This window comes from Streptacidiphilus rugosus AM-16 (assembly GCF_000744655.1).
Taxonomy (GTDB): domain Bacteria; phylum Actinomycetota; class Actinomycetes; order Streptomycetales; family Streptomycetaceae; genus Streptacidiphilus; species Streptacidiphilus rugosus.
Map to the genome: position 1 here is coordinate 4,152,145 of NZ_JQMJ01000004.1, position 17,698 is coordinate 4,169,842.

Annotated in this window: 17 protein-coding genes; 7 read left to right on the top strand and 10 right to left on the bottom strand. The window is 71.2% G+C overall.

Annotated features, from left to right (window positions below):
* Positions 1-62: 62 nt before the first annotated feature.
* The 3 genes from BS83_RS27985 to BS83_RS46690 form a co-directional block, all read right to left on the bottom strand.
* Positions 63-1,106, bottom strand: coding sequence for an AI-2E family transporter (locus BS83_RS27985; protein ID WP_037606225.1), 1,044 nt, complete (start codon positions 1,104-1,106; stop codon positions 63-65).
* 371 nt (positions 1,107-1,477) lie between these two features.
* On the bottom strand, positions 1,478-2,674 hold the full coding sequence (locus BS83_RS27990) for a carboxylate-amine ligase (protein ID WP_232248508.1): 1,197 nt from the start codon (positions 2,672-2,674) through the stop codon (positions 1,478-1,480).
* A 609-nt stretch (positions 2,675-3,283) separates the two neighbouring features.
* A complete protein-coding gene (locus BS83_RS46690; protein WP_198035314.1) occupies positions 3,284-3,676 on the bottom strand; it encodes an STAS domain-containing protein in 393 nt (130 codons plus the stop codon).
* Positions 3,677-4,097: 421 nt separating this feature from the next.
* Here BS83_RS46690 and BS83_RS47860 point away from each other — a divergent pair, with 421 nt between their 5' ends.
* A complete protein-coding gene (locus tag BS83_RS47860) occupies positions 4,098-4,322 on the top strand; it encodes a DUF6296 family protein (protein WP_232248509.1) in 225 nt (74 codons plus the stop codon).
* Here the strand turns inward: BS83_RS47860 and BS83_RS28005 are convergent.
* Complete coding sequence (locus BS83_RS28005) at positions 4,237-4,704, bottom strand: STAS domain-containing protein (protein WP_037606231.1); 468 nt, start codon at positions 4,702-4,704, stop codon at positions 4,237-4,239. The two genes, BS83_RS47860 and BS83_RS28005, sit on opposite strands and share 86 nt — an antisense overlap.
* A gap of 331 nt (positions 4,705-5,035) precedes the next feature.
* Here BS83_RS28005 and BS83_RS42245 point away from each other — a divergent pair, with 331 nt between their 5' ends.
* Positions 5,036-5,389: a hypothetical protein gene (locus tag BS83_RS42245; protein ID WP_051944152.1), complete on the top strand. Its 354-nt coding sequence runs from the start codon at positions 5,036-5,038 to the stop codon at positions 5,387-5,389.
* Between the two features lie 747 nt (positions 5,390-6,136).
* Here the strand turns inward: BS83_RS42245 and BS83_RS28015 are convergent.
* The gene (locus BS83_RS28015) at positions 6,137-6,391 is read right to left on the bottom strand and encodes a hypothetical protein (protein ID WP_157597345.1); all 255 of its coding nucleotides are present in this window, start codon (positions 6,389-6,391) and stop codon (positions 6,137-6,139) included.
* Between the two features lie 280 nt (positions 6,392-6,671).
* Between BS83_RS28015 and BS83_RS28020 the strand changes: the two genes are divergently transcribed.
* Positions 6,672-7,520, top strand: coding sequence for a MerR family transcriptional regulator (locus tag BS83_RS28020; protein WP_037606234.1), 849 nt, complete (start codon positions 6,672-6,674; stop codon positions 7,518-7,520).
* A 35-nt stretch (positions 7,521-7,555) separates the two neighbouring features.
* On the opposite strand, the gene BS83_RS28025 is transcribed toward BS83_RS28020, so the two are convergent.
* Complete coding sequence (locus BS83_RS28025; RefSeq protein ID WP_037606236.1) at positions 7,556-8,227, bottom strand: hypothetical protein; 672 nt, start codon at positions 8,225-8,227, stop codon at positions 7,556-7,558.
* Positions 8,228-8,718: 491 nt separating this feature from the next.
* Here BS83_RS28025 and BS83_RS48395 point away from each other — a divergent pair, with 491 nt between their 5' ends.
* Entirely contained in the window at positions 8,719-8,847 is a 129-nt protein-coding gene (locus BS83_RS48395; protein WP_269664870.1) for a hypothetical protein, read from the top strand.
* Positions 8,848-8,957: 110 nt separating this feature from the next.
* On the opposite strand, the gene BS83_RS28030 is transcribed toward BS83_RS48395, so the two are convergent.
* Entirely contained in the window at positions 8,958-10,493 is a 1,536-nt protein-coding gene (locus BS83_RS28030) for a S53 family peptidase (protein WP_051944153.1), read from the bottom strand.
* 249 nt (positions 10,494-10,742) lie between these two features.
* On the opposite strand from BS83_RS28030, the gene BS83_RS28035 reads away from it, so the two are divergent.
* The 3 genes from BS83_RS28035 to BS83_RS28045 are packed head-to-tail and all read left to right on the top strand — an operon-like array spanning position 10,743 to position 13,965.
* Positions 10,743-11,396, top strand: a complete 654-nt coding sequence (locus tag BS83_RS28035; protein ID WP_037606237.1) for a response regulator transcription factor — start codon at positions 10,743-10,745, stop codon at positions 11,394-11,396.
* Positions 11,387-12,652, top strand: a complete 1,266-nt coding sequence (locus BS83_RS28040; RefSeq protein ID WP_037606238.1) for a sensor histidine kinase — start codon at positions 11,387-11,389, stop codon at positions 12,650-12,652. Before BS83_RS28035 ends, BS83_RS28040 begins: the two co-directional genes overlap by 10 nt.
* Before the next feature lie 38 nt (positions 12,653-12,690).
* Positions 12,691-13,965, top strand: a complete 1,275-nt coding sequence (locus BS83_RS28045; protein WP_037606239.1) for a COG4705 family protein — start codon at positions 12,691-12,693, stop codon at positions 13,963-13,965.
* 146 nt (positions 13,966-14,111) lie between these two features.
* On the opposite strand, the gene BS83_RS28050 is transcribed toward BS83_RS28045, so the two are convergent.
* The 3 genes from BS83_RS28050 to BS83_RS28060 all read right to left on the bottom strand — a co-directional run bounded on the left by BS83_RS28050 (position 14,112) and on the right by BS83_RS28060 (position 17,669).
* Positions 14,112-14,930 carry a COG4705 family protein gene (locus BS83_RS28050; RefSeq protein WP_051944155.1) on the bottom strand — a complete coding sequence of 273 codons (819 nt, stop codon included), beginning with the start codon at positions 14,928-14,930 and terminating at the stop codon, positions 14,112-14,114.
* 184 nt (positions 14,931-15,114) lie between these two features.
* Positions 15,115-15,912, bottom strand: a complete 798-nt coding sequence (locus tag BS83_RS42250) for a TetR/AcrR family transcriptional regulator (protein ID WP_084714213.1) — start codon at positions 15,910-15,912, stop codon at positions 15,115-15,117.
* Positions 15,913-16,052: 140 nt separating this feature from the next.
* Positions 16,053-17,669, bottom strand: coding sequence for a hypothetical protein (locus BS83_RS28060; RefSeq protein WP_037610008.1), 1,617 nt, complete (start codon positions 17,667-17,669; stop codon positions 16,053-16,055).
* Between the last annotated feature and the right edge of the window lie 29 nt (positions 17,670-17,698).

Consider the following 17,698-nt stretch of genomic DNA (forward strand, 5'->3'; position numbering starts at 1 on the left):
CGTTGGAGTGCGAACGACGAGCGCTGCCCAGCCGTGTCCGCGGCAGGCGCGACCGAGCTCGATCAGGCGGCGTCCTGGTCGGCGCGGGGCCCGCGAAGGGCCTGGATGACGGCCCAGACGACGGAGACGGCCGGGACCGCGAGAACCGCGCCGACGATGCCGAGGGCGATGCTGCCGGCGATGACGCTGATCGCGATGACGACGGGGTGGAGGCTGACGGCCCAGCTCATGATGAGCGGGTGGAGCACGTGCCCCTCGATCTGACCGATCACCACGATCAGCGCCAGCACGATGACGGCGGTGATCGGGCCCTGAGTGGCCAGGGCGACCGCGCTGGCCACCGCGAGGGCGACCGGGGAGCCGATGAGCGGAACGAACGCGGCGACGAACTCCAGCACGGCCAGCGGCGCGGCGAGCGGCACCCGCAGGATGAACAGGGCGATGCCGACCAGGACCGCGTTGGTGGCGGCGACGACGATGATGCCGCGGATGTAGCCGGACAGGGTCCGCCAGGCGGCCTGTCCGCCGCGCAGCCATCCGTCCCGTCTGGTCGGCGGCAGCTGCGCACCGAGGAAGTCCCACATGCGTTCGCCGGAGTGGACGAAGAAGATCGAGCAGAACAGCCCCAGCGCGGAGATGGTCAGGATCTCGACCGCACGGGTGGCTCCGGACAGGGCGCTCTGCAGCAACGTGGAGCGGTGGGCGCTGACGAACGAGTTGATCTTCTTTTGCAGACCGGTGAGTGCGCCGGGCCGCACGTGCCAGGGAGAGCCCTCCAGCCAGTGCTCGAGCCGGCCGATGCCCTTGTCGAACTGAGAACCCACCGCGGGCGCCTGATGTGCGATCAGGAACGCCAGGCCGGTCAGTGCCCCGGCCAGTGCCAGCGCGACCAGCACGAAGGCGCACAGCACCGCGGGTGCACGCGGCATGACCTGCCCGAAGCGGTCCGCCACCGGACGCAGGAGCGCCGTGATGACCAGACCGAGGAAGACGGCGATGACCACCGACTGGAACCGCTCCAGCAAGGTGAACACGGCATAGGCCACCACGCCGAGGACCAGCAGCCGCCAGGCCCAGCCGGCGGCCGCCCGCAGGGAGGCAGGCACTCCGGGGTCGGGGCGCGGGGTTCGTCCGGCGACCGTCCGGGGCCGGTACCGCAGCACGGTCCCGGAACTGCCCCTGCGGTCCCCGGCCGCGGCCTGTCCCCGCCACGCGCGGCGGCGCTCCGCTCCCGCTCGCTCTCCTCGACGCGCTCCGACCACCTGTCCCGTCCTTTCAGTCCGACGTCGGCATCGAACAGCCCTGATCGCACTCAGCGCGTACCCGCAAGAGGGCACCCGGACCGGTAGCGGGAGACCGGACCGCACGCGCGACCCGGTTCCCACCGTCTCAGCGTGGCCCGCCGGCTCACGTCGGGCGCGCCGGAAGACACCGCATTCGGCCCCGCTCGGCCCCGCACACGCCGACTCACTCGGCGCTACGGCGCGAGGCTTCGCCGAACGCGCGGGTGCCCAGTGCCGTCCTGCAAGCCATCGCTGCGCCCGGTGAGGAAGGACAGGACGGCCGGCCACCCCGCGGCTTCGAGCGTGCCGCGCAGGCGCACGGCCCCGTTGCCTTCCCTGAGCACACGTTCCACCGCCGACCGGACCTGCTCGTGGTCACCCGACCGACGCAGGGCGGGTTCCAGATGGTCCAGGACTGCGCGCACGACCGTCGCCGCAGGACGGGGGCGCAGGTCCCGGGGATCGTGCAGGTCGCCGGTCAGTCCATGGCGAGCGGCGTGCCAGACCGCGGCCGGCAGGAGCTCGGGAGCCGGCTCGGGCACGGGCACTCCGGCGTCCGCCTCGGCGAGGACGGTCATGACCAGGGCGCGGACGAGTCCCGCCAGCATCACCGCGTCCTCGGGTGCGATCTGTACGTCGCAGGCCCGGACCTCGAGGGTCGGGTAGTGCGCCGAGGGACGGGCCAGCCAGTACAGCTGCCGCGTGTCCGCAACCATCCCCCGGCTGACCAGTTCATCGGTGCGGCGTCGGTACTCCTCGACGTCATGGAAGAGAGGCGGAACACCACTCACGGGCCAGCGGTCGTTGACGAAGTAGCGCCAGCTGGCGAATCCGGTGTCGCGGCCGCGCCACAGCGGTGAGCCGGCCGACAGGGCCAGCAGGAGTGGCAGCCACGGCCGCACCCGGTTCAGCGCCTCGATCCGGGCCTGCTCGTCGCGGACCTCGACGTGGACGTGTTGGCCGTTGATGAGCTGTTCGTCCGTCAACAAGGGTGCTTCTTTGCGCATGCGCTGGTAGCGGGGCTTGTCGGTCACGGGAACCGCCCAGGCGCCGTCGGGGAAGGGAGCGGCCGCGCAGGCGGTCAGGACGCAGCCGTCGTCTCTGGCTGCCTCGGCCAGCGTGCAGCGCATCCTCAGCAGATGTCCCGCCACCTCGGGCAGGGTCCGGCATACGGGAGTGGCCAGCTCCAGTTGCGCCATCAGCAGCTCGTGCTGCACCTCGTCCGGCCCGAGGGCCGGGTACAGGCGGGACCGTCGACGGACGTCGGCGGCGCGGGCGAGAGGCCTGCCGGATTCCGGGTCGAGCAGCAGGAACTCCTCCTCGACGCCGAGGCGCGGCACGTCGCCGCTTCCCTCCGGCGCCAGGTCACGGTCGGGGTCGTGGCTGTTCACGCTCCTCCTCCTGGTCCGGGTGGCCCGCTGGGGGTCGTCGGGCGGCTACCCGCTGAGGGGCGCAGCATCCGCCGGGGGTGAATGCCACGGGGTTTCGCGGTCCCTGCCGGGGTAGCCGCGAGCTCAGGCGCGCCCAGTCGCCGTGGGCCGCGAGATCACTCCCGCAGGAAGGGCTGCCCGTGAACGTGTACGGATTGCGCGCCGAGATCGGTCGCGACGAGACCGTCGCCACCCGGCACGTAACCAAGGACGACTCCCTGACCGCTCTGTGCGGCGTCGAAATCGATCAGGCCGCGCCGAGGCGACCCGACTCGGCCCACCGAGGAGCCGGTGTGTCGCGTCTGCGGCGCCCTGTACCTGCGCCAGGTCCCCAACCAGAACATGATCAGTGGCTGACCGTCGGCCTGCCGTACCCATGCTGCCGGGCTGGCATGGCCTGTGGCCGAGCGGAGACCCCGGCCGTCCCGCACCCCGAATGCTGCCGAGCCCCGACCCGCGTACGGGCCGTCCGAGGCTTCCCGGCAGGACACCCGGACGGTGCCGAGGACCCTCCTGTCCGCCTGCTGGAACTGAGCCGGTCCGGCGGAGCGCGCGGGCACTGATGGAACGTCAGTGAGCTTCCACGGCCTGCAATCTGGACACGATGGTGAACAGCCGGCAGGTGGCGGTCATCTCCAGAACACGACGGACCATGGGGCTGGGGGCGACGAGTACCAGCGGCACCCGCGCAGCCACAGCGGCCTCACGCAGTCTCAGCAGGGTGGTCACGCCTGCCGCACCGAAGTACGAGACGCTGCCCAGGTCGACGAACAGCTCGCCCGGTCGTTGCACCTGGCCCACGGCGTCGCGCAACGCCCGGGAGATGACGGGAGCGGACTCGATGTCCAGGTCGCCGTCAACACGGCAGGCGACTGCGCCGAAGACGGTTTTCGTACAGGTGATGGCGGCCCCGGGCGGGCCGGGCGCGCGCAGGCGGGCAGCATCGGTGGAGGTCATGACCATGCCTTCCGCCCACTGGCCGCAGCCCTGTTGATCCGGGGTCATGGCGCCGTCGCGTGCGGTCGGGCGGCTCCCGAGAGCGCGGTCACGGAGATCGGCAGGCCCGGCGGGATCCAAGATGAACCCAAGCCGGTTGCTCCGCTCGTACCCGCAAACCGAACGCACACTCGCCCCTGGTGCGGATTTTCTTGCCGTCGCCCAGCCCGGCAAGTCCCGACGACGGGGTCGCGTCGCCCCCGGAGGGGCGCAGCACCTGCTCCCAGCGGCCGCCGTATCCGCCGAGCGGGGCCGCGCTCGCCCCAGCGGCAAGGCCTCCCCGTCTGAAATTCGTTCCTGCGTTCGATCCAGCCGCGGCACTACGTACCAGCCGGGCTCCGGAGCCAGGACGGCGGTTTGCCGCGCGTCGGCCGGGTAGTCGCCTGCCATGGATCAGGCGAGATACAGGCTGGCATTCTCCACCGGCGGCGACACGGACGACGTCGTCGAGGTACACGCGACCTGCGAGGTCGCCGCGTCGGGGCGGCAGGTGTACCGCGACGAGACGGGCGGCGTGCGCGTCGAGATCAGTGGCGACGGCGACGCGCGGATGGTGCCGACGAGCGCGCACCCGCATCCAGCGCAGCCGAGTGGATGCTGGCGTTTGAGCTAGCCGGCCCGTTCCCCTGATCCATGCGGTGGAGCGCCTCGATGGCATCATCGACCGTGGGGAAGACACGCAAGGCCAGGGACACCTCGCTCAGTTGCAGGACCCGGGTGACCTGATGGCTGGGGTCGACCACCGCCAGCGGCACCCGGACGCTCAGGCGCAGCAGGAGGCCCAAGCCGGTGGCGTCACACATCTGGGCCTGGTGCATGTCCACGCACAAGAGAGGCGGCAGGTCGGCTGCTGCCGCTTCCAGGGCGTGTTCGGCCTGCGAGAGCGTGTCGAGGTACAGGTCCCCCGTCATGCGGCACACCACCACCGCTCCCACCCGGTGGATGTCCACCTTCAGCAGTCCTGTGGTCGACTCCTCGAACAATGCGGCGGTCATCGCGCCTTCCCGACCTTCCTGGCGACGCCGCTCACGGGTGCGGCGGAGGTCGGCGAGGGATCGGCGGCCCGCGCCTTCACGCTACGCCGTTCCGGGATCCTCGCAACGCGGTCCGCGGGGTGCCCGACAGGATCCGCGGAAAGGAAGTCAGACCGCCCGCCCGGGCCATCACGGCGGGCTGCTCCACGTCCCACGGCCCGGCGATCCCGAAGACGGCCGCCGCTGGCTCCCTCCAGGCCAGACCCGCGTCGGGTACCTTCCTCGCCACGGGTCGAGGTCCGGCGCCGCAGGTCGTGTGCGTGCCTCCCCGGCCTGCGGGTAGTCGCGTCACATGCGGGTCAGACATCCATCGGACCGGGACGGTCGTGGCGCGTTCGAACATCTCTCCGAGCACGCGTCCAACTTCACCGCCTCCCGCCTCTTCATGGGCCTCTGCGTGGTCCTGGTGGTGGCCTTCGTCGCCGTGCACGCGCTCGGTATGTCCCTGGAGGCGCAACTCGCCGCCGGCGACGCCATGACGGCCGTCACTCTTTCGTCCGGGGCTCGACGCAGAAGTCACGACGACACGACGCGTGCCCAGGACATGGATGCGCGATTCGACCTGCGCGTATCCGCAGGCCGCCGCCCACTCGCTCGCCTCCTGGGCCGTCTTCGGCAAGGGCACGTCGTGCGCCACATGCCGTGAGAAGTCTCCCGACGCACGGAAGTCCGTGGCGAGAGGCAGGGTGAACCGACCCTGCCTCCGGGGCGCCGAGCGCGTAGCCAGTCGGCCGACGCTCGACATGCCAGGAAGTTCGGCGCCGGGCTGCGCGCCGACATCGTCGCCCGGACCCGGCAGCCGTACGGACCGGTGGTGCGTTCCCGCGCCGACTGGTTCGAAGTCAGGGACTTGCCCGACCAGGCCGACAGGAGGAGGAAGTGGTGGTCATCCGTGGCACGCGAGCGTGAGAGACGTGGGCCGCGGAACGCCTGGCGCAGCTGTGGGCCGAGGGCAACGGCGCGGACCGGCAGCGGGCCGCCTTCGCGCAGCACGGCGATCTCGGCGCGGGCGTAGCGGCGATGACGGTGTGACCCGGCCCGGCGTCCTCGGACTCGGGGGTGCGGAAAAGTTGCCCGTGCCTTCCGGTCAACTGACTGTCGCGTCGGCCGGGTTCGCACACGGGCAACCGTCAGCCGTGCACAGGCAAGGCACGTGGACGAGCCCGTGGGTGACCCCGCGGGGGTAGACGATGACGGCGCGCCAGCAGTGCGTGTGAAGTCCGATCCGGCAGGATCTGAGCACCTGCGGGCCGCCGACCAGCTCCGCGGCGCGCCGGTACAGCCCGGCGCGGGATCGCTGAATCGAGTGAGAGGCACGCGCATCGTGGAGCATGCCGAATTTTTTTCCATGCGGAAGCGGTGCAGGACCAAGCGCATCGTTCCCGCAGCGTTGCTACCGCCCGCCTTCCTGCTTCCGCCATTTCTCGTTCAACGCCCGGCCGGCCGCGCCCCGGTGGATCTGCTCGCACGGGTCGCAGCAGCAATCCGGGTCGATGTCCGCCAGCTCCGCCAGCATTCGGGCCGCCGCCTTCGTGTCGACGGTGTGCCCGCACAGGGCGACCAGCCGGCCTGCCTCGACGATGTGCCACAGCCCGTCGGGTTCACAATCCTGCGGGGTGACGTACTGCTCACGCAGCTCGTACAGCATGACGGCCTCCAACGATGGCGACCACGGCTCGCCGTGGTCCATTGGGCGGCTTCCCACACTGTCCGCGACGACACATGTTCGGCCGCCCGCGCTCGCGTAGACGCAAAGTCCTTCCCCTGGGCCACGCGGGCGCGGACCGGGGGGCCATCGCGCATCCGCAACCTTCGTCGCCCCAGGGGCACACAGTCCGCGCGAACCGGATCGACCCGACTCGCCCTGCACGCCGGCGACTCCGCGCGGACTTGACTCTCGGGTGGCGCGAGACGGCACAGTCAGAGCTGTGGACAGGAGAAACCTGCTGCCGATCGGGCAGTTCTCGCAGGCCAGTGGCCTCTCGGTGACCGCACTCCGGCACTACGACGCCTGCGGCGTGCTCGTGCCGACGTTCGTCGATCCGGTGAGCGGCTACCGCTACTTCCAGCGTGACCAGGTGCGGACGGCGCAGTCGATCAGGGCGCTGCGGCAGCTGGACATCCCTGTCGAGGAGGTGCGTCGTCTGCTCAGCGGCGACGAGGCAGAGCTGGTCGCCGCAGTGCGGGAACACCTGCGGGCAGCCGAACGACGGCTGGACGTGCAGCGCTCCGTGGTCCACAGCCTGTTGAGTCGACTGACCGAAGGAGCCGAGATGACCCACCGCGTCACCGTTCGTCCAGGAGTCGCCGAACGGATCCTCGTCCGTGCAGCGAGCGTGGACAACGCCGGGCTGGAGGCCTTCCTCCGTGGCTCCTACCGCGAGATGTACGAAGTCGCCGGCCGCGGACCGCTCACCTTCGCCGGGCCCGCCTTCGTTCGTTTCCACGGAGTGTGCGACGACGAGAACGAGACCCTCGTGGAGGCGTGCCTGCCCTTCTGGACGAAGGGCGCGCAACCCACGGACCTGCCCGAGGGCATGACCGTGCGTGAGCTCCCCGAGTCCACCCTCGCCTGCACGGAGGTGGAGGGAGCCGCCGCCGGCTTCCCGCAGATCCTCGGTGCGTACGACACCGTCGCCAACTGGATCGCCGAGCACGGCTTCGCTTTCGCGGGCCCGGTTCGGATGATCTACCGACGCTGGACCGGAATCCCGGACGACCCGAACACCCGCATGGAAATCGCCTGGCCGATCGACGAACCCACCGACAGCCCATGACGCGTCGTTCGCCTGCAAGGGGCCGGCGTGGCCTGCTAGTCGAAGGTGAGCAGGATCGCGACGGTGTTGCCCTCGGCATCAAGGCATTCGGTCGTGTTGGAGCCGTCCGGGTTGGCCATGACGCCTAGGACGGTGCCGCTGCCGTCCTCGTCCGGGATCATCAGCCACTCGTTGGCAAAGTCGCCCTCGACCGGCTCTACCGCCCAGTCGGCCGGGTCCACCGACGCACGCTGGAGCATCTCGCGAAGGTTGTCCAGTCTCCAACTGTCGCCCCCGGCCGCTCGCGCATGCAGGGTGGCCCAGGCGCGCTTCAGTATCCCGGTGCCCGGCTGGATCCAGTTTCGGCTGGGATTCGCGTGTATCACCGCCAGTCCGGACGGGGTCATCACTCGTTCACCCCAGTCCTCCGTTCGGACCGGGACGGTGTCGCCGGGGTGCACCAGGACCGCCACCGGCACCCCGGGAGCGTCGTCGCGGGAGACCAGGTAGACCGGGGTGCCACCGGGCCGCATGGGGAAGCCGCCGCTCTCCGGCCCCAGCGGGTCATAGATCGTCCCGTGGTCGCCGGACCCCTGGATCAGGCCGAGCCGCTCGATCCGCCAGCCGTCGACCGTCCGCGGTTCCTCGGACGGATCGGCCAGGGCCGCGCTCAGCGCGGGCATGTACGCGCACTCGAAGTCATCGTCATCGTGATCGTCGTCAAACATCGGATCTTCCCGGAACTCGTAGGTGAGGGGGAGCGTAGACCCTGGTGCTGACACACCGGGGCCGCCCCTCGCCGGTGCCGCCGTCCGTGCACGCCATGGCTCACCGCGAGGGTCATGCCCGGCACCAGGCCGGAAGGCGTCTGCCCTGCCGCCCATCCGGCTGAGGATGCGTGCGAATACCGCGTTCACCCCGCTCACGGCCTCCCTGATCACCACACCCGCCCCGGTGGAGGCCGTGGACGGGAGGATCCACCTCTCCTACGAACTGTTCGTCACCAACGCCGTGGTACCCGAGCTCCGCATCCGGCTCGACCGGGTCACCCTCCTCGACGCCCGCAACCACCCCACGCCGGCGTCACTGAGCGGCGCCACGCTCGCGGAAGCCGCGAACCCGGTGGGATCGCCGAGCGAAGGCACCGGCGAGGGCTCGGGCAACCACGTCACCCTGGAAGTGGCCCCGGGCCTTCCGCGGCTTCGACCTGCTCGGTCGGGTGCGGCCCAGGATCTGGGACGACAACCTGGGCCTGCAGCCCACCGGCGTGCTCCCGGTCAGCCCGTCACCCTTCGCCGGACCCCACCGGCACCAGATGCCCCTGGACCGGAACATCATCCGCTTCTGAACGCACTCGCGACCGCACTCGCCCAGTGGGTGACCGGCGGCCTGCGGCCGAGGGGAGCGGGCGGCGCGCGTGGGCGGCGCCCGACTCCCTGGAGCGGTTCTGTGGGATCCCTACTGGAGTGCGGCGAGAAGGGCTGTGCCGTCGGGGACGCCCAGGCCGGTGCAGGCGTCGTATCCCTTCTGGACCGCGTAGCCCACGCCGGGCTGGGGGAAGGAGGCGTTGTCGTGGCCGACGCCGATGTCGAGCATCGCGGCGCTCGCGCCGTTCTGGTAGAGCAGGGGCGTCAGGAACCGCTGCCGCTTCGCTGCCGGGAGCTGGGCGTTGATCCGTGTGATGAGGGCGGCCCACAGCGGGGCGGAGGCGCTGGTGCCGCCGTTGGGCCTGGGGCGGCCGTGCAGGATCAGGTCGTAGTACGGCGGGCCGGCCAGCGCGGCCACATCGGGGACCACTCGACCTGCCTTGGCGCCGGGGTTCAGCGTCTGCACTCGGACGTTGTGCTGCCAATCGGGACGGTCGAACAGGACGCTGACGCCACCACCGGTGGCGCCGCCGCGCCCGGCGCGGTCGCCGGGCGCCACCCACCAGGCCTCCTCGTCGCCACCGTTGATCATCGTTCCGCCCACGGCGAGCGTCGACGGGCTGGCGGCGGGGTAGTTGACGTGGCAACGGCCGTCGCTCATCTGGTCGCCCGAGCCGTCGTCACCCGAGGACACACACACCGTGATGCCCAACTGCGCGGCAGCGGACAGCCGCTTCTCGATTTCGGCGATCGCGACATCCGCCCAGTCGGGGTCGTCCTCGGGCAGTCCGTAGCTGATCGACAGGGCCACCGGCTTGTCGGCCAGGGCCTGGTCGAGCAGGTCGATCCAGCCCTTCTGGTCCCAGTTCGTGAAGTAGACGGAGATCTGTGCTGCCGGGACGAGGCCGGCGACGATCTGCACGTCCATCATCACCTCCGGCAGGACCTCCATCACCGCCTGCTGATCCTGACGCGGCATCTGCTGGATCTCCTGCCACGAGCGCGGCGGGGTGTAGCCGAGCTCCACGACGTCGACCTGGGCCTGCGGCAGGTGGTGCTTGGCGGTGAAGGCCTCGGTGTCGGCGTCGAGGTAGCCGCCGCCGAACTCGGCGATCGCGACGTGCTGCCCGCCACCGTCGCCGCCCGGGAAGTTGTACCGCTGCTCCAGGTCGGCAGGGCTGAGCGATCCGAACGCCCCGTGTCCGGTGAACGAGGCCCGCCGGGCCATCCGTCGCTGGTCCAGGCCGAAGACCCCGGTCACGATGCCCTGGAGGTCGGCGGGGATCTTCAGCTCGCCCTCACGCCCGCGGAAGTCACCCTGCCGATCGCTGTGGTAGATCCCCAGATCGGTCTGGAAGGCCTTGTTCATGGCCTCGACCGTGCCGGTCATACCGAGGCTGCCCTGCGGAATCTTGCTCTCGTCCGAGCTTCGCAGGCCGAACCGCTCCAGCACGGCCTTCGTCTTGTCGGCGTCCGCGCGCCGCTGCTCGGGGTTCTCGTCCAGGCCCGCCCCGCGCAGCGAGACGGTCACGCTGACACTGTCCTTGGCTCCGGCGTCCCGCACCCGCCGGGCGTCGTGCTTGACGGGCCGCTCGCTGCCGGCCAGAAGTACATGCTGCTCAGTCACGGATCATTCCCTTCGCATCCGTCTACGGGCGGGCACCGGGACCAGGCCCACCACACCGTCTGTAGCCGGGGCGCGCGACGGCCACGCCCGTACCCGGGCGTAGTCGCCCGAAGGGAACAGCGGCACCGTCCTCGAGGTCCCAGGTGGCCCCGTGTTGCCCGCTCCGCGGGCGCCGACCGCCGTCTTTCCACGTCGGGCTGCTGATCAGCGCAGGTGGAGAATCGGGGCCCGAGTATCTAGGGTCACCTCGTGGCTTTTGTTGTGGTGTGCGAGGACGACGCGGCGGTGCGCGGCGTCCTGCGGCGTGCCCTGGAGCATGACGGCCACACCGTCGCCTGCGCCGCCACGGCGGACGGCCTGCTGCGGCAGCTGGATCCGGCGCCGCAGTTGGTCGTGCTGGACCTCGGGCTGCCGGACGCCGACGGCCGCGACGTCTGCCTGGCGCTTCGCGCGCGCGGCATCGACGCGCCGGTGCTCATGCTCACCGCCCTGGACGGTCTGCACCACAAGGTCGGCGGCTTCGAGGCCGGCGCCGACGACTACATGACCAAGCCCTTCGACATCCCGGAGCTGCTGGTCCGCGTCCGCGCCCTGCTGCGCCGGGCGACCGCGCCTCCCGCCCCGCAGGAAGTGGCCCTCGATCCGGCCAGGCACGTGGTGACCCACGGCCCGGTCAGTGAGAGCCTCACACCGACCGAGTTCCGGCTGCTGGGCCGCCTCATCTCCTCACAGGGCGACACGGTCCGCCGCCACGCCCTGATCGCGGCAGGTTGGCCGCACGGCGCACAGGTCAGCGACAACACCCTCGACTCCTATGTGCGCCGGCTGCGGACCAAGCTCCAGCCGCTGGGCGTGGCCGAGCGCCTGGCGACGGTCCGCGGCGTGGGGTACCGATGGCAGTGACCGGTTTCCGGGCCAGGGTCGTCGCCCTCACGGTGCTGATCGCCACGGCCGTGGTCGCGATACTCGTCGTGGTCTCCCACGTGCTGCTGAGCCGGGTCACGGACACCGACGCGCACGACCTGGCCCGCACCCGCGCCGAGGCGGTCGCGGCGAACGTCACCACCCGCGCGGGCCAGGTGGTCCTCACCGACAGCAGCGAGGCGCTGGACGAGGTCGCCTGGGTGTACGCCGACGGCCGCCTGGTCGACGGGAACGTGCCGGGAAGCGTCGCCGAGAGCGTCGACGCGCTCGCCCGCTCGGGCAGATCGCAGACCGGCGTCGTCGGGAACTACCTGCTCTACGCCCGGGCCCTGCCGGTCGACGGACACCAGGCCATGGTGATCGTCCGGGTGGATCTCACGCCCTACGAGACCTCCGAGCGGCGCAGCCTGACCCTGTCGCTGGTCCTGGGCGGCCTCGCGGTCCTCCTCGCGGGCGGTGTGGCACACCTCGTGGTGCGGCGTGCGCTGCGGGTCGTCCACGAGATGGCCGCGCTCGCGGACGAGTGGGGTCATCACGAGCCCGGGCGGCGCTTCGACCTCGGCGCACCCCGCGACGAGTTCGGGGAGCTGGGGCAGACGCTGGACCGCCTGCTCGAACGGGTCGAGACGGCGCTGGCCGACGAGCGCAGGCTCACCGACGAGATCGCCCACGAGCTGCGGACGCCGCTCACCGTCCTGCGGGGCGAGGCCCAGCTGGCCCAGATGTCCGGCCAGCCCCTGGCGCCGGAGGCGGTGCTCGGAGAGGTCGACCGGCTCGATGCGGCGGTCACGGCCCTCCTGCAGGCGGCGCGGGCCCGGACGGCCGCCGACGCGCAGTGCGACCTGCGGTCCGCCCTCCGGCACGCGGTCGCCGGCCGTGAGGTCGAGCTCGCCGTACCCGCCCGGATGACGGCCGCCGTGGGACCGGACGTGGCCGTGGCTCTGTTGTCGCCCCTGCTGGACAACGCGCTGCGGCATGCGAGGTCGCGGGTCCGGGTCGCCGCGCGCCACGAGGGCGGGGCGATCGTGGTCGACGTCCTGGACGACGGCCCCGGGTTCGACCCCGAGCAGGTCGACCAGGTCTTCGAAGTGGGCATGACCGGCGGCGACGGTTACGGACTGGGGCTGCCCGTCGTCCGGCGCATCGCCGCCTCCGCGGGCGTGGAGGTGCGTGCCGTCACGGAGGGCCGCGGCCACGTCGAGGTGACGCTCCCCGCGGCTCGGGTCTCCACGTAGTCAGGTTGTGTGCAGGTTCCTCGCGCGAACCTCCCTGCATGACAACGGCAACTCACGCACGCCAACGCAGCGGGCGTCTCATGCTCAACAAGGTTCCCGAGGTCACCGTCTGGTTCTGGGTGATCAAGGTCCTGTGCACGACGGTCGGCGAGAGCTTCGCCGACTGGATCAACATGCAGCTGGGCGTCGGCCTGGTGAACACGGCCTGGATCTTCACCGCGGTCTTCGTGGTGGTGCTGGCCGTCCAGCTGCGCCTGAGGCGGTACGTGCCGTTCCCTTACTGGCTGACCGTGGTCGTCGTCAGCGTCACCGGCACCCTGTACACCGACATCCTGACCGACCAGCTGAACGTGCCGCTGTGGATCAGCGCCGCGGTCTTCTCGGTCCTGCTCGCCGTGGTCTTCGGCGTGTGGTGGACGCGTGAGCGCACGTTGTCGATCCACTCGGTCACCACGTTCTCCCGCGAGTCGTTCTACTGGCTCACGGTCCTGGTCACCTTCGCGCTCGGCACCGCGACCGGCGACTGGACGCTGGAGCTGACCGGCTGGAGCCCCGGCGTCTCGGTGCTGCTGCCGCTCGGCCTGATCGCGGCGATCACGGCGCTGTGGCGGTTCGGCGCCAACCCGGTGCTGTCCTTCTGGCTCGCCTACATCCTGACCCGCCCGCTCGGCGCCAACATCGGCGACTGGCTCGCCTCCCCGAAGGTCGCCCAGAACCCCGGCGACCCGACCGGCCTCGCGCTGGGCACCTTCACCACCAGCCTGATCTTCCTCGGTCTGATCCTGGCCACCGTGGTCTACCTGACCGTGACCCGCTCCGATGTGACCGAGACCTGGGAGGCGACCCACCCCGAACACCTCACGGCGAACCCGGGCAGGGAGCGCGTCGCGCTGGGCGGCTTTGTGGCACTGGCCGCCGCCACCGCAGCCCTGCTGGTCTGGGCCCACGGCCGGCCGCATGTCGGCCCGGCGCCGGAGACCGACACCACCGTGGCCGTCCAGCTGCCCCCGGGCCAGGCGGTCGCGAAGTTCCCCGCCGCCAAGGTCGCGGCCCTGCGGACGCTGGCCACCACCTCGCTCACGGACGCCAGGTCCGGCAACTCCAAGGGGGCCCACGCGGCCGCCCAGTCGCTGCGCGACCTGTGGGACGCCGACCAGGACTCGCTCCAGCCGCTGGACAACACCGGCTGGACCTCCGTCGACGCCCAGATGGACAAGGTCCTGAAGACCTTCGGCATCGACCACTCGAACCCGCCGATGTCGGCCGCCCAGCAGGAGACCGAACTCACCGCCCTTCTCGCGGACCTGCGCTGAGCAGAGCCGTTCGCCGGTGGAGTCCTGCATCGCACGGGTACGGGCGATGCAGGCTCCGGCGGGACGTGCCGCGTTCGACGAGCCCCCACCGCCGTCCCACCCCTCGCGTGCGGACTGCCGGTTGACAACCCCAACCGGATCGACAGTCAACGGGCGTGCTCGGGCTGCGGCAGCGGCGCGGGACGCTCGGCGGGCTGCACGTCGATCCTGGTGACGGCCAGGTAGGCGACCACGCCGACGATCAGCGCGGTGAGACCGAGGACCACGGGCGCGTCCCCGAACCCCAGGCCGCCACTGGAGTGCGGCTTGGCGAAACCGTCGGCGAGGGAGGCCCCCAGCGGACGCGTGATGACGTAGGCGGCCCAGAAACAGAAGACCGGGTTCCAGCCCAGCAGGCGGTGTCCCAGGGCAGGGACGAGGATCAGCGCGGCGAAGATCCCGGCGGAGGCGAAGTAACCCAGGTGGAGCGTGAAGGCCGTGAAGTCGCCCAGCGCGGTGCCCATCGCGAAGGTCGCCACGACGGTGGCCCAGTAGAACGCCTCCCGTCGCGGGGTGTCGATGCTGTGGATGGACAGGGTGCCCTCGGTGCGCCGCCACAGCCAGAACACACCCGCGAGCAGCAGGGCGTACAACAGGCTCGAGGCGGTGTACGGGACGCCGAGGGCGACGTGCATGACGTCGGCGGCCATGGTGCCGAAAATGCCCACCATCGCGACGGCGAGCCAGTAGGTCCACGCCCGGTAGCGGCGCATCCGGAACTGCAGTGCCAGGGCCGCGACGAAGGCCAGGAACCCGAGGACGACGGCGATCTGCGGCACCATGGCCTGGACCAGGTAGTCGGAGGCACCCTCGCCCAGTGCCGTCGACAAACCCTTGGCGATCCAGAACGCGGCGACGATACCGGGGACGCGCAGCGCCACTTCTCCGGTGCCGGAGCCCTGACGGTGGCGGGCGGTGCTGTTCATCGAGTTACTCCAGACGGGCAGGATGAGGATGAGGGCGAAGGCGGTGAAGGAAGGTGTCCTGCACGGTTGCGGGCCGCGCGGGCCGGGTGGATCGAAGCCGCTGACATCGGCGCCGCCGCGGTGGCCGGTGGGCCGTCCCGCGGAGACTGTCGGAGGCTGTGTCATCGGCCGGAGCAGCGGGGTCTCAGGCGACGTCGGACCTCTCGTTCGGCGGTCGTCGTTCGCGCAGGCCGGCCAGGATGAGGTCGAGTCCGTACTGGTACTGGCCGGGGCTGTCCTGGGCGCAGTCCAGCAGCATCGGGGCCAGTTGGGCGAGGTGGGGTCGGTTCTCGGGCGGATGGGCGACGCGGTCGCGGAGGGAGGCCAGTGTGTCGGGACGTGCGGCGAGGTGGTTCTCGCGCAGCGCCGATCCGATGGTGAAGCGGGCCAGGGTCCCGTAGGCGCGTGCAGCGTCGGCCTGCTGGAGTCCTGCTGCGGACAGCAGGCCCAGCATCCGGTCCAGTGCGTCCGTCGCGGCGTCCGTCACCTCGTCGCGGCCGGCTGCGTCCCGCAGGAGGTCCAGCACGGCGGGTCTGCTGGTGAACAGCTGGTACAGCGCGGTCCAGGCGGCGCGCAGCTGCTGGTCCCAGCTGCCGCCGGTGGCCGGCGGCACGCAGTCGGCCAGCGCGTGGTCCAGCGCGGAGCGCAGCAGTTCGTCCTTGCTGGGGAAGTGGGTGTAGAGCGCCATGGTGCCCACGCCCAGTTCCGCGGCCAGCGCGCGCATGGAGAACGCCGCCAGCCCGTTCGCGTCCAGGAACTGCAGGACGTGATCGATGATCAGGGCCCGGCTGAGGGAACCCCGAGGGGCACGCGCTCCGCCGCGTGGACGCTCCGGAACGGCTCGGGCCCGCGGCTGCGTACCGGTCGACACCGGGCATGCCGTGTGGCGGGCACCGCCGCCGTCACCACCATGGGTCGACGAACTCGGAACGTCTACAGCCATGTAGACACCCTAGGGGATCGCCGGACCGGACAACCGGCGGGGCTCCCTCACCGCTGCCCCGGGTGGCGATGACGGAGGCCGGAAACCCGGGCGCAGGGCCGGCCCGAGGCGGGCCGGCCCTGCGCCGAGGGGAGATCGGATCAGTCGCCGGGAACGTACGCGATGCCACGCAGGGCTTCGCCGGACCGGGCCGTGCGCAGGGTCTGGAAGGTGTCGCCCGTCGCGGTGGTCGCGTCGAGGTGGTCGGTCACCCGGACCAGGCGGTTGGGGTCCGCGCCCTCGTCGGTGGCGCCGGAGACGGTGGAGGTGACGCCCCAGACGGTCACGGTCCCGTCGGCGTCGACCTTGCCGGTGATGGTGCGCAGGCCGTCCGTGGCCGGCGCCCAGGGCAGGCCGGTGGCGGCGTTGTCACCGGTCGGATAGCAGGAGACCCGGTACGGCGTGCCGAGGTCGAGCCCGTTCTGGATCGTGTACGCCGGCGTCCACGCCCCGTCGCGGAGCACCCACTTCTGCAGGCCCGCGCCGGTCTGCGCGGCGGCGGTGGTGTAGGTGTTCGTGGCCGGGTCGTAGGCGTTGCCGCCGTCGCCCTCGTCGGCGACGTACATCGTGGTGTCGTTCGCGAACCAGACGCCGAACGGGAAGGAGGTGGTCGACTTCAGTGCGGTGGGGAAGCCCTTGAGGATGCACATGTTCTGCGGCAGGCCCGTGGACGGCAGCGTCGCCGGGTCGTAGGAGAGCGGCTTGGTCGGCAGCGGCGCTCCCGGCACCGGGAGGCCGACGCCGGTCGGGCAGGCGGTGCCGGTGGTGTCGATGAAGTAGACGGTGTTGACGCCGTTCCCGCCGCTGCCCTTGGTCAGGTAGACCACGTTGTCGTGGACGGTCAGCCCGCGGAAGTTGGTGTCCTTGCCGACCTTGTCGGCCTTGTCGCCGAGCTGGGTGATGCTGAAGCCACCGGCCGGGGTCGGCAGGCCCACCTGCTGTGCGCTCTCGGGCAGCGTGGAGGGGGTCGCCATCTGCGCGCCGGCGCCGGCGATCACGCCGAAGGGCTGCGGGTTGCCGCCGTTGCCGGCGTTGCCGGACATGAAGAGCTGGTTGTGCGCGCTGTCGAGGATCGCCGAGCGCCCGTTGTTGCCGCTGTAGGCGTTGGTCTCGGTGTAACCGAGCGCACCGTTGCCACGGAGCACCGCGACGGCACGGTAGTAGGAGCTGCCGACCGGGTTGCTCGGGTCCACGACACCGGGAGTGTTGGAGTTGGACACGTCGGGTGTGTTCACCGGTGCGACATAGCCCATGAACGTGAGCGCGCGTCCGTCGGTGGAGAGGTTGAGACCGATCTCCGACTTCGACGGGAAGCTGGTCACCAGATGGTCCCCGCGGACGTCGGTCGGGACCCGGAGCGAGCGGACCGTGCGGCCGCCCGGGGTCAGGGTGTCCAGCAGGATCGGCGAGGAGACGCCGAAACTCGCGTCCACCGACTCGTTGTTGAAGACCTCCGGGTAGCCGCCGTCGGCGACCGCCGTGACGCACGCGGTCGTGCAGCCGGCCGGCAGCTTGGTGACGCCGGGGACGATCGAGTCCCTGCCGGCCGTGTACACGGTGCGGGACAGGACCAGGTGGCCGGGAAGAAGGACCCGGTGGTCGCCGGACCCGCCGTGGCCGGTCGGGGCGGCGGACGCCGCCGCACCGGGAATGAGCACAAGACCGGACAGAACGCCGCTGACGGCTGCGGCGACAAGGGTCTTGGAGGCGCGCTTCATCTACGTTGCCCTTCGACAAGTGGAGCGGT

Excerpts from the sequence above, each read along its gene's own strand:
- BS83_RS46690 (WP_198035314.1), bottom strand. The coding sequence starts at position 3,676 with ATGGTCATGACCTCCACCGATGCTGCCCGCCTGCGCGCGCCCGGCCCG.
- BS83_RS47860 (WP_232248509.1), top strand. The coding sequence starts at position 4,098 with ATGGATCAGGCGAGATACAGGCTGGCATTCTCCACCGGCGGCGACACG.
- BS83_RS28005 (WP_037606231.1), bottom strand. The coding sequence starts at position 4,704 with ATGACCGCCGCATTGTTCGAGGAGTCGACCACAGGACTGCTGAAGGTG.
- BS83_RS42245 (WP_051944152.1), top strand. The coding sequence starts at position 5,036 with ATGCGGGTCAGACATCCATCGGACCGGGACGGTCGTGGCGCGTTCGAA.
- BS83_RS28015 (WP_157597345.1), bottom strand. The coding sequence starts at position 6,391 with ATGCTGTACGAGCTGCGTGAGCAGTACGTCACCCCGCAGGATTGTGAA.
- BS83_RS28025 (WP_037606236.1), bottom strand. The coding sequence starts at position 8,227 with ATGTTTGACGACGATCACGATGACGATGACTTCGAGTGCGCGTACATG.
- BS83_RS28040 (WP_037606238.1), top strand. The coding sequence starts at position 11,387 with ATGGCAGTGACCGGTTTCCGGGCCAGGGTCGTCGCCCTCACGGTGCTG.
- BS83_RS28045 (WP_037606239.1), top strand. The coding sequence starts at position 12,691 with ATGACAACGGCAACTCACGCACGCCAACGCAGCGGGCGTCTCATGCTC.
- BS83_RS28050 (WP_051944155.1), bottom strand. The coding sequence starts at position 14,930 with ATGAACAGCACCGCCCGCCACCGTCAGGGCTCCGGCACCGGAGAAGTG.
- BS83_RS42250 (WP_084714213.1), bottom strand. The coding sequence starts at position 15,912 with ATGGCTGTAGACGTTCCGAGTTCGTCGACCCATGGTGGTGACGGCGGC.
- BS83_RS28060 (WP_037610008.1), bottom strand. The coding sequence starts at position 17,669 with ATGAAGCGCGCCTCCAAGACCCTTGTCGCCGCAGCCGTCAGCGGCGTT.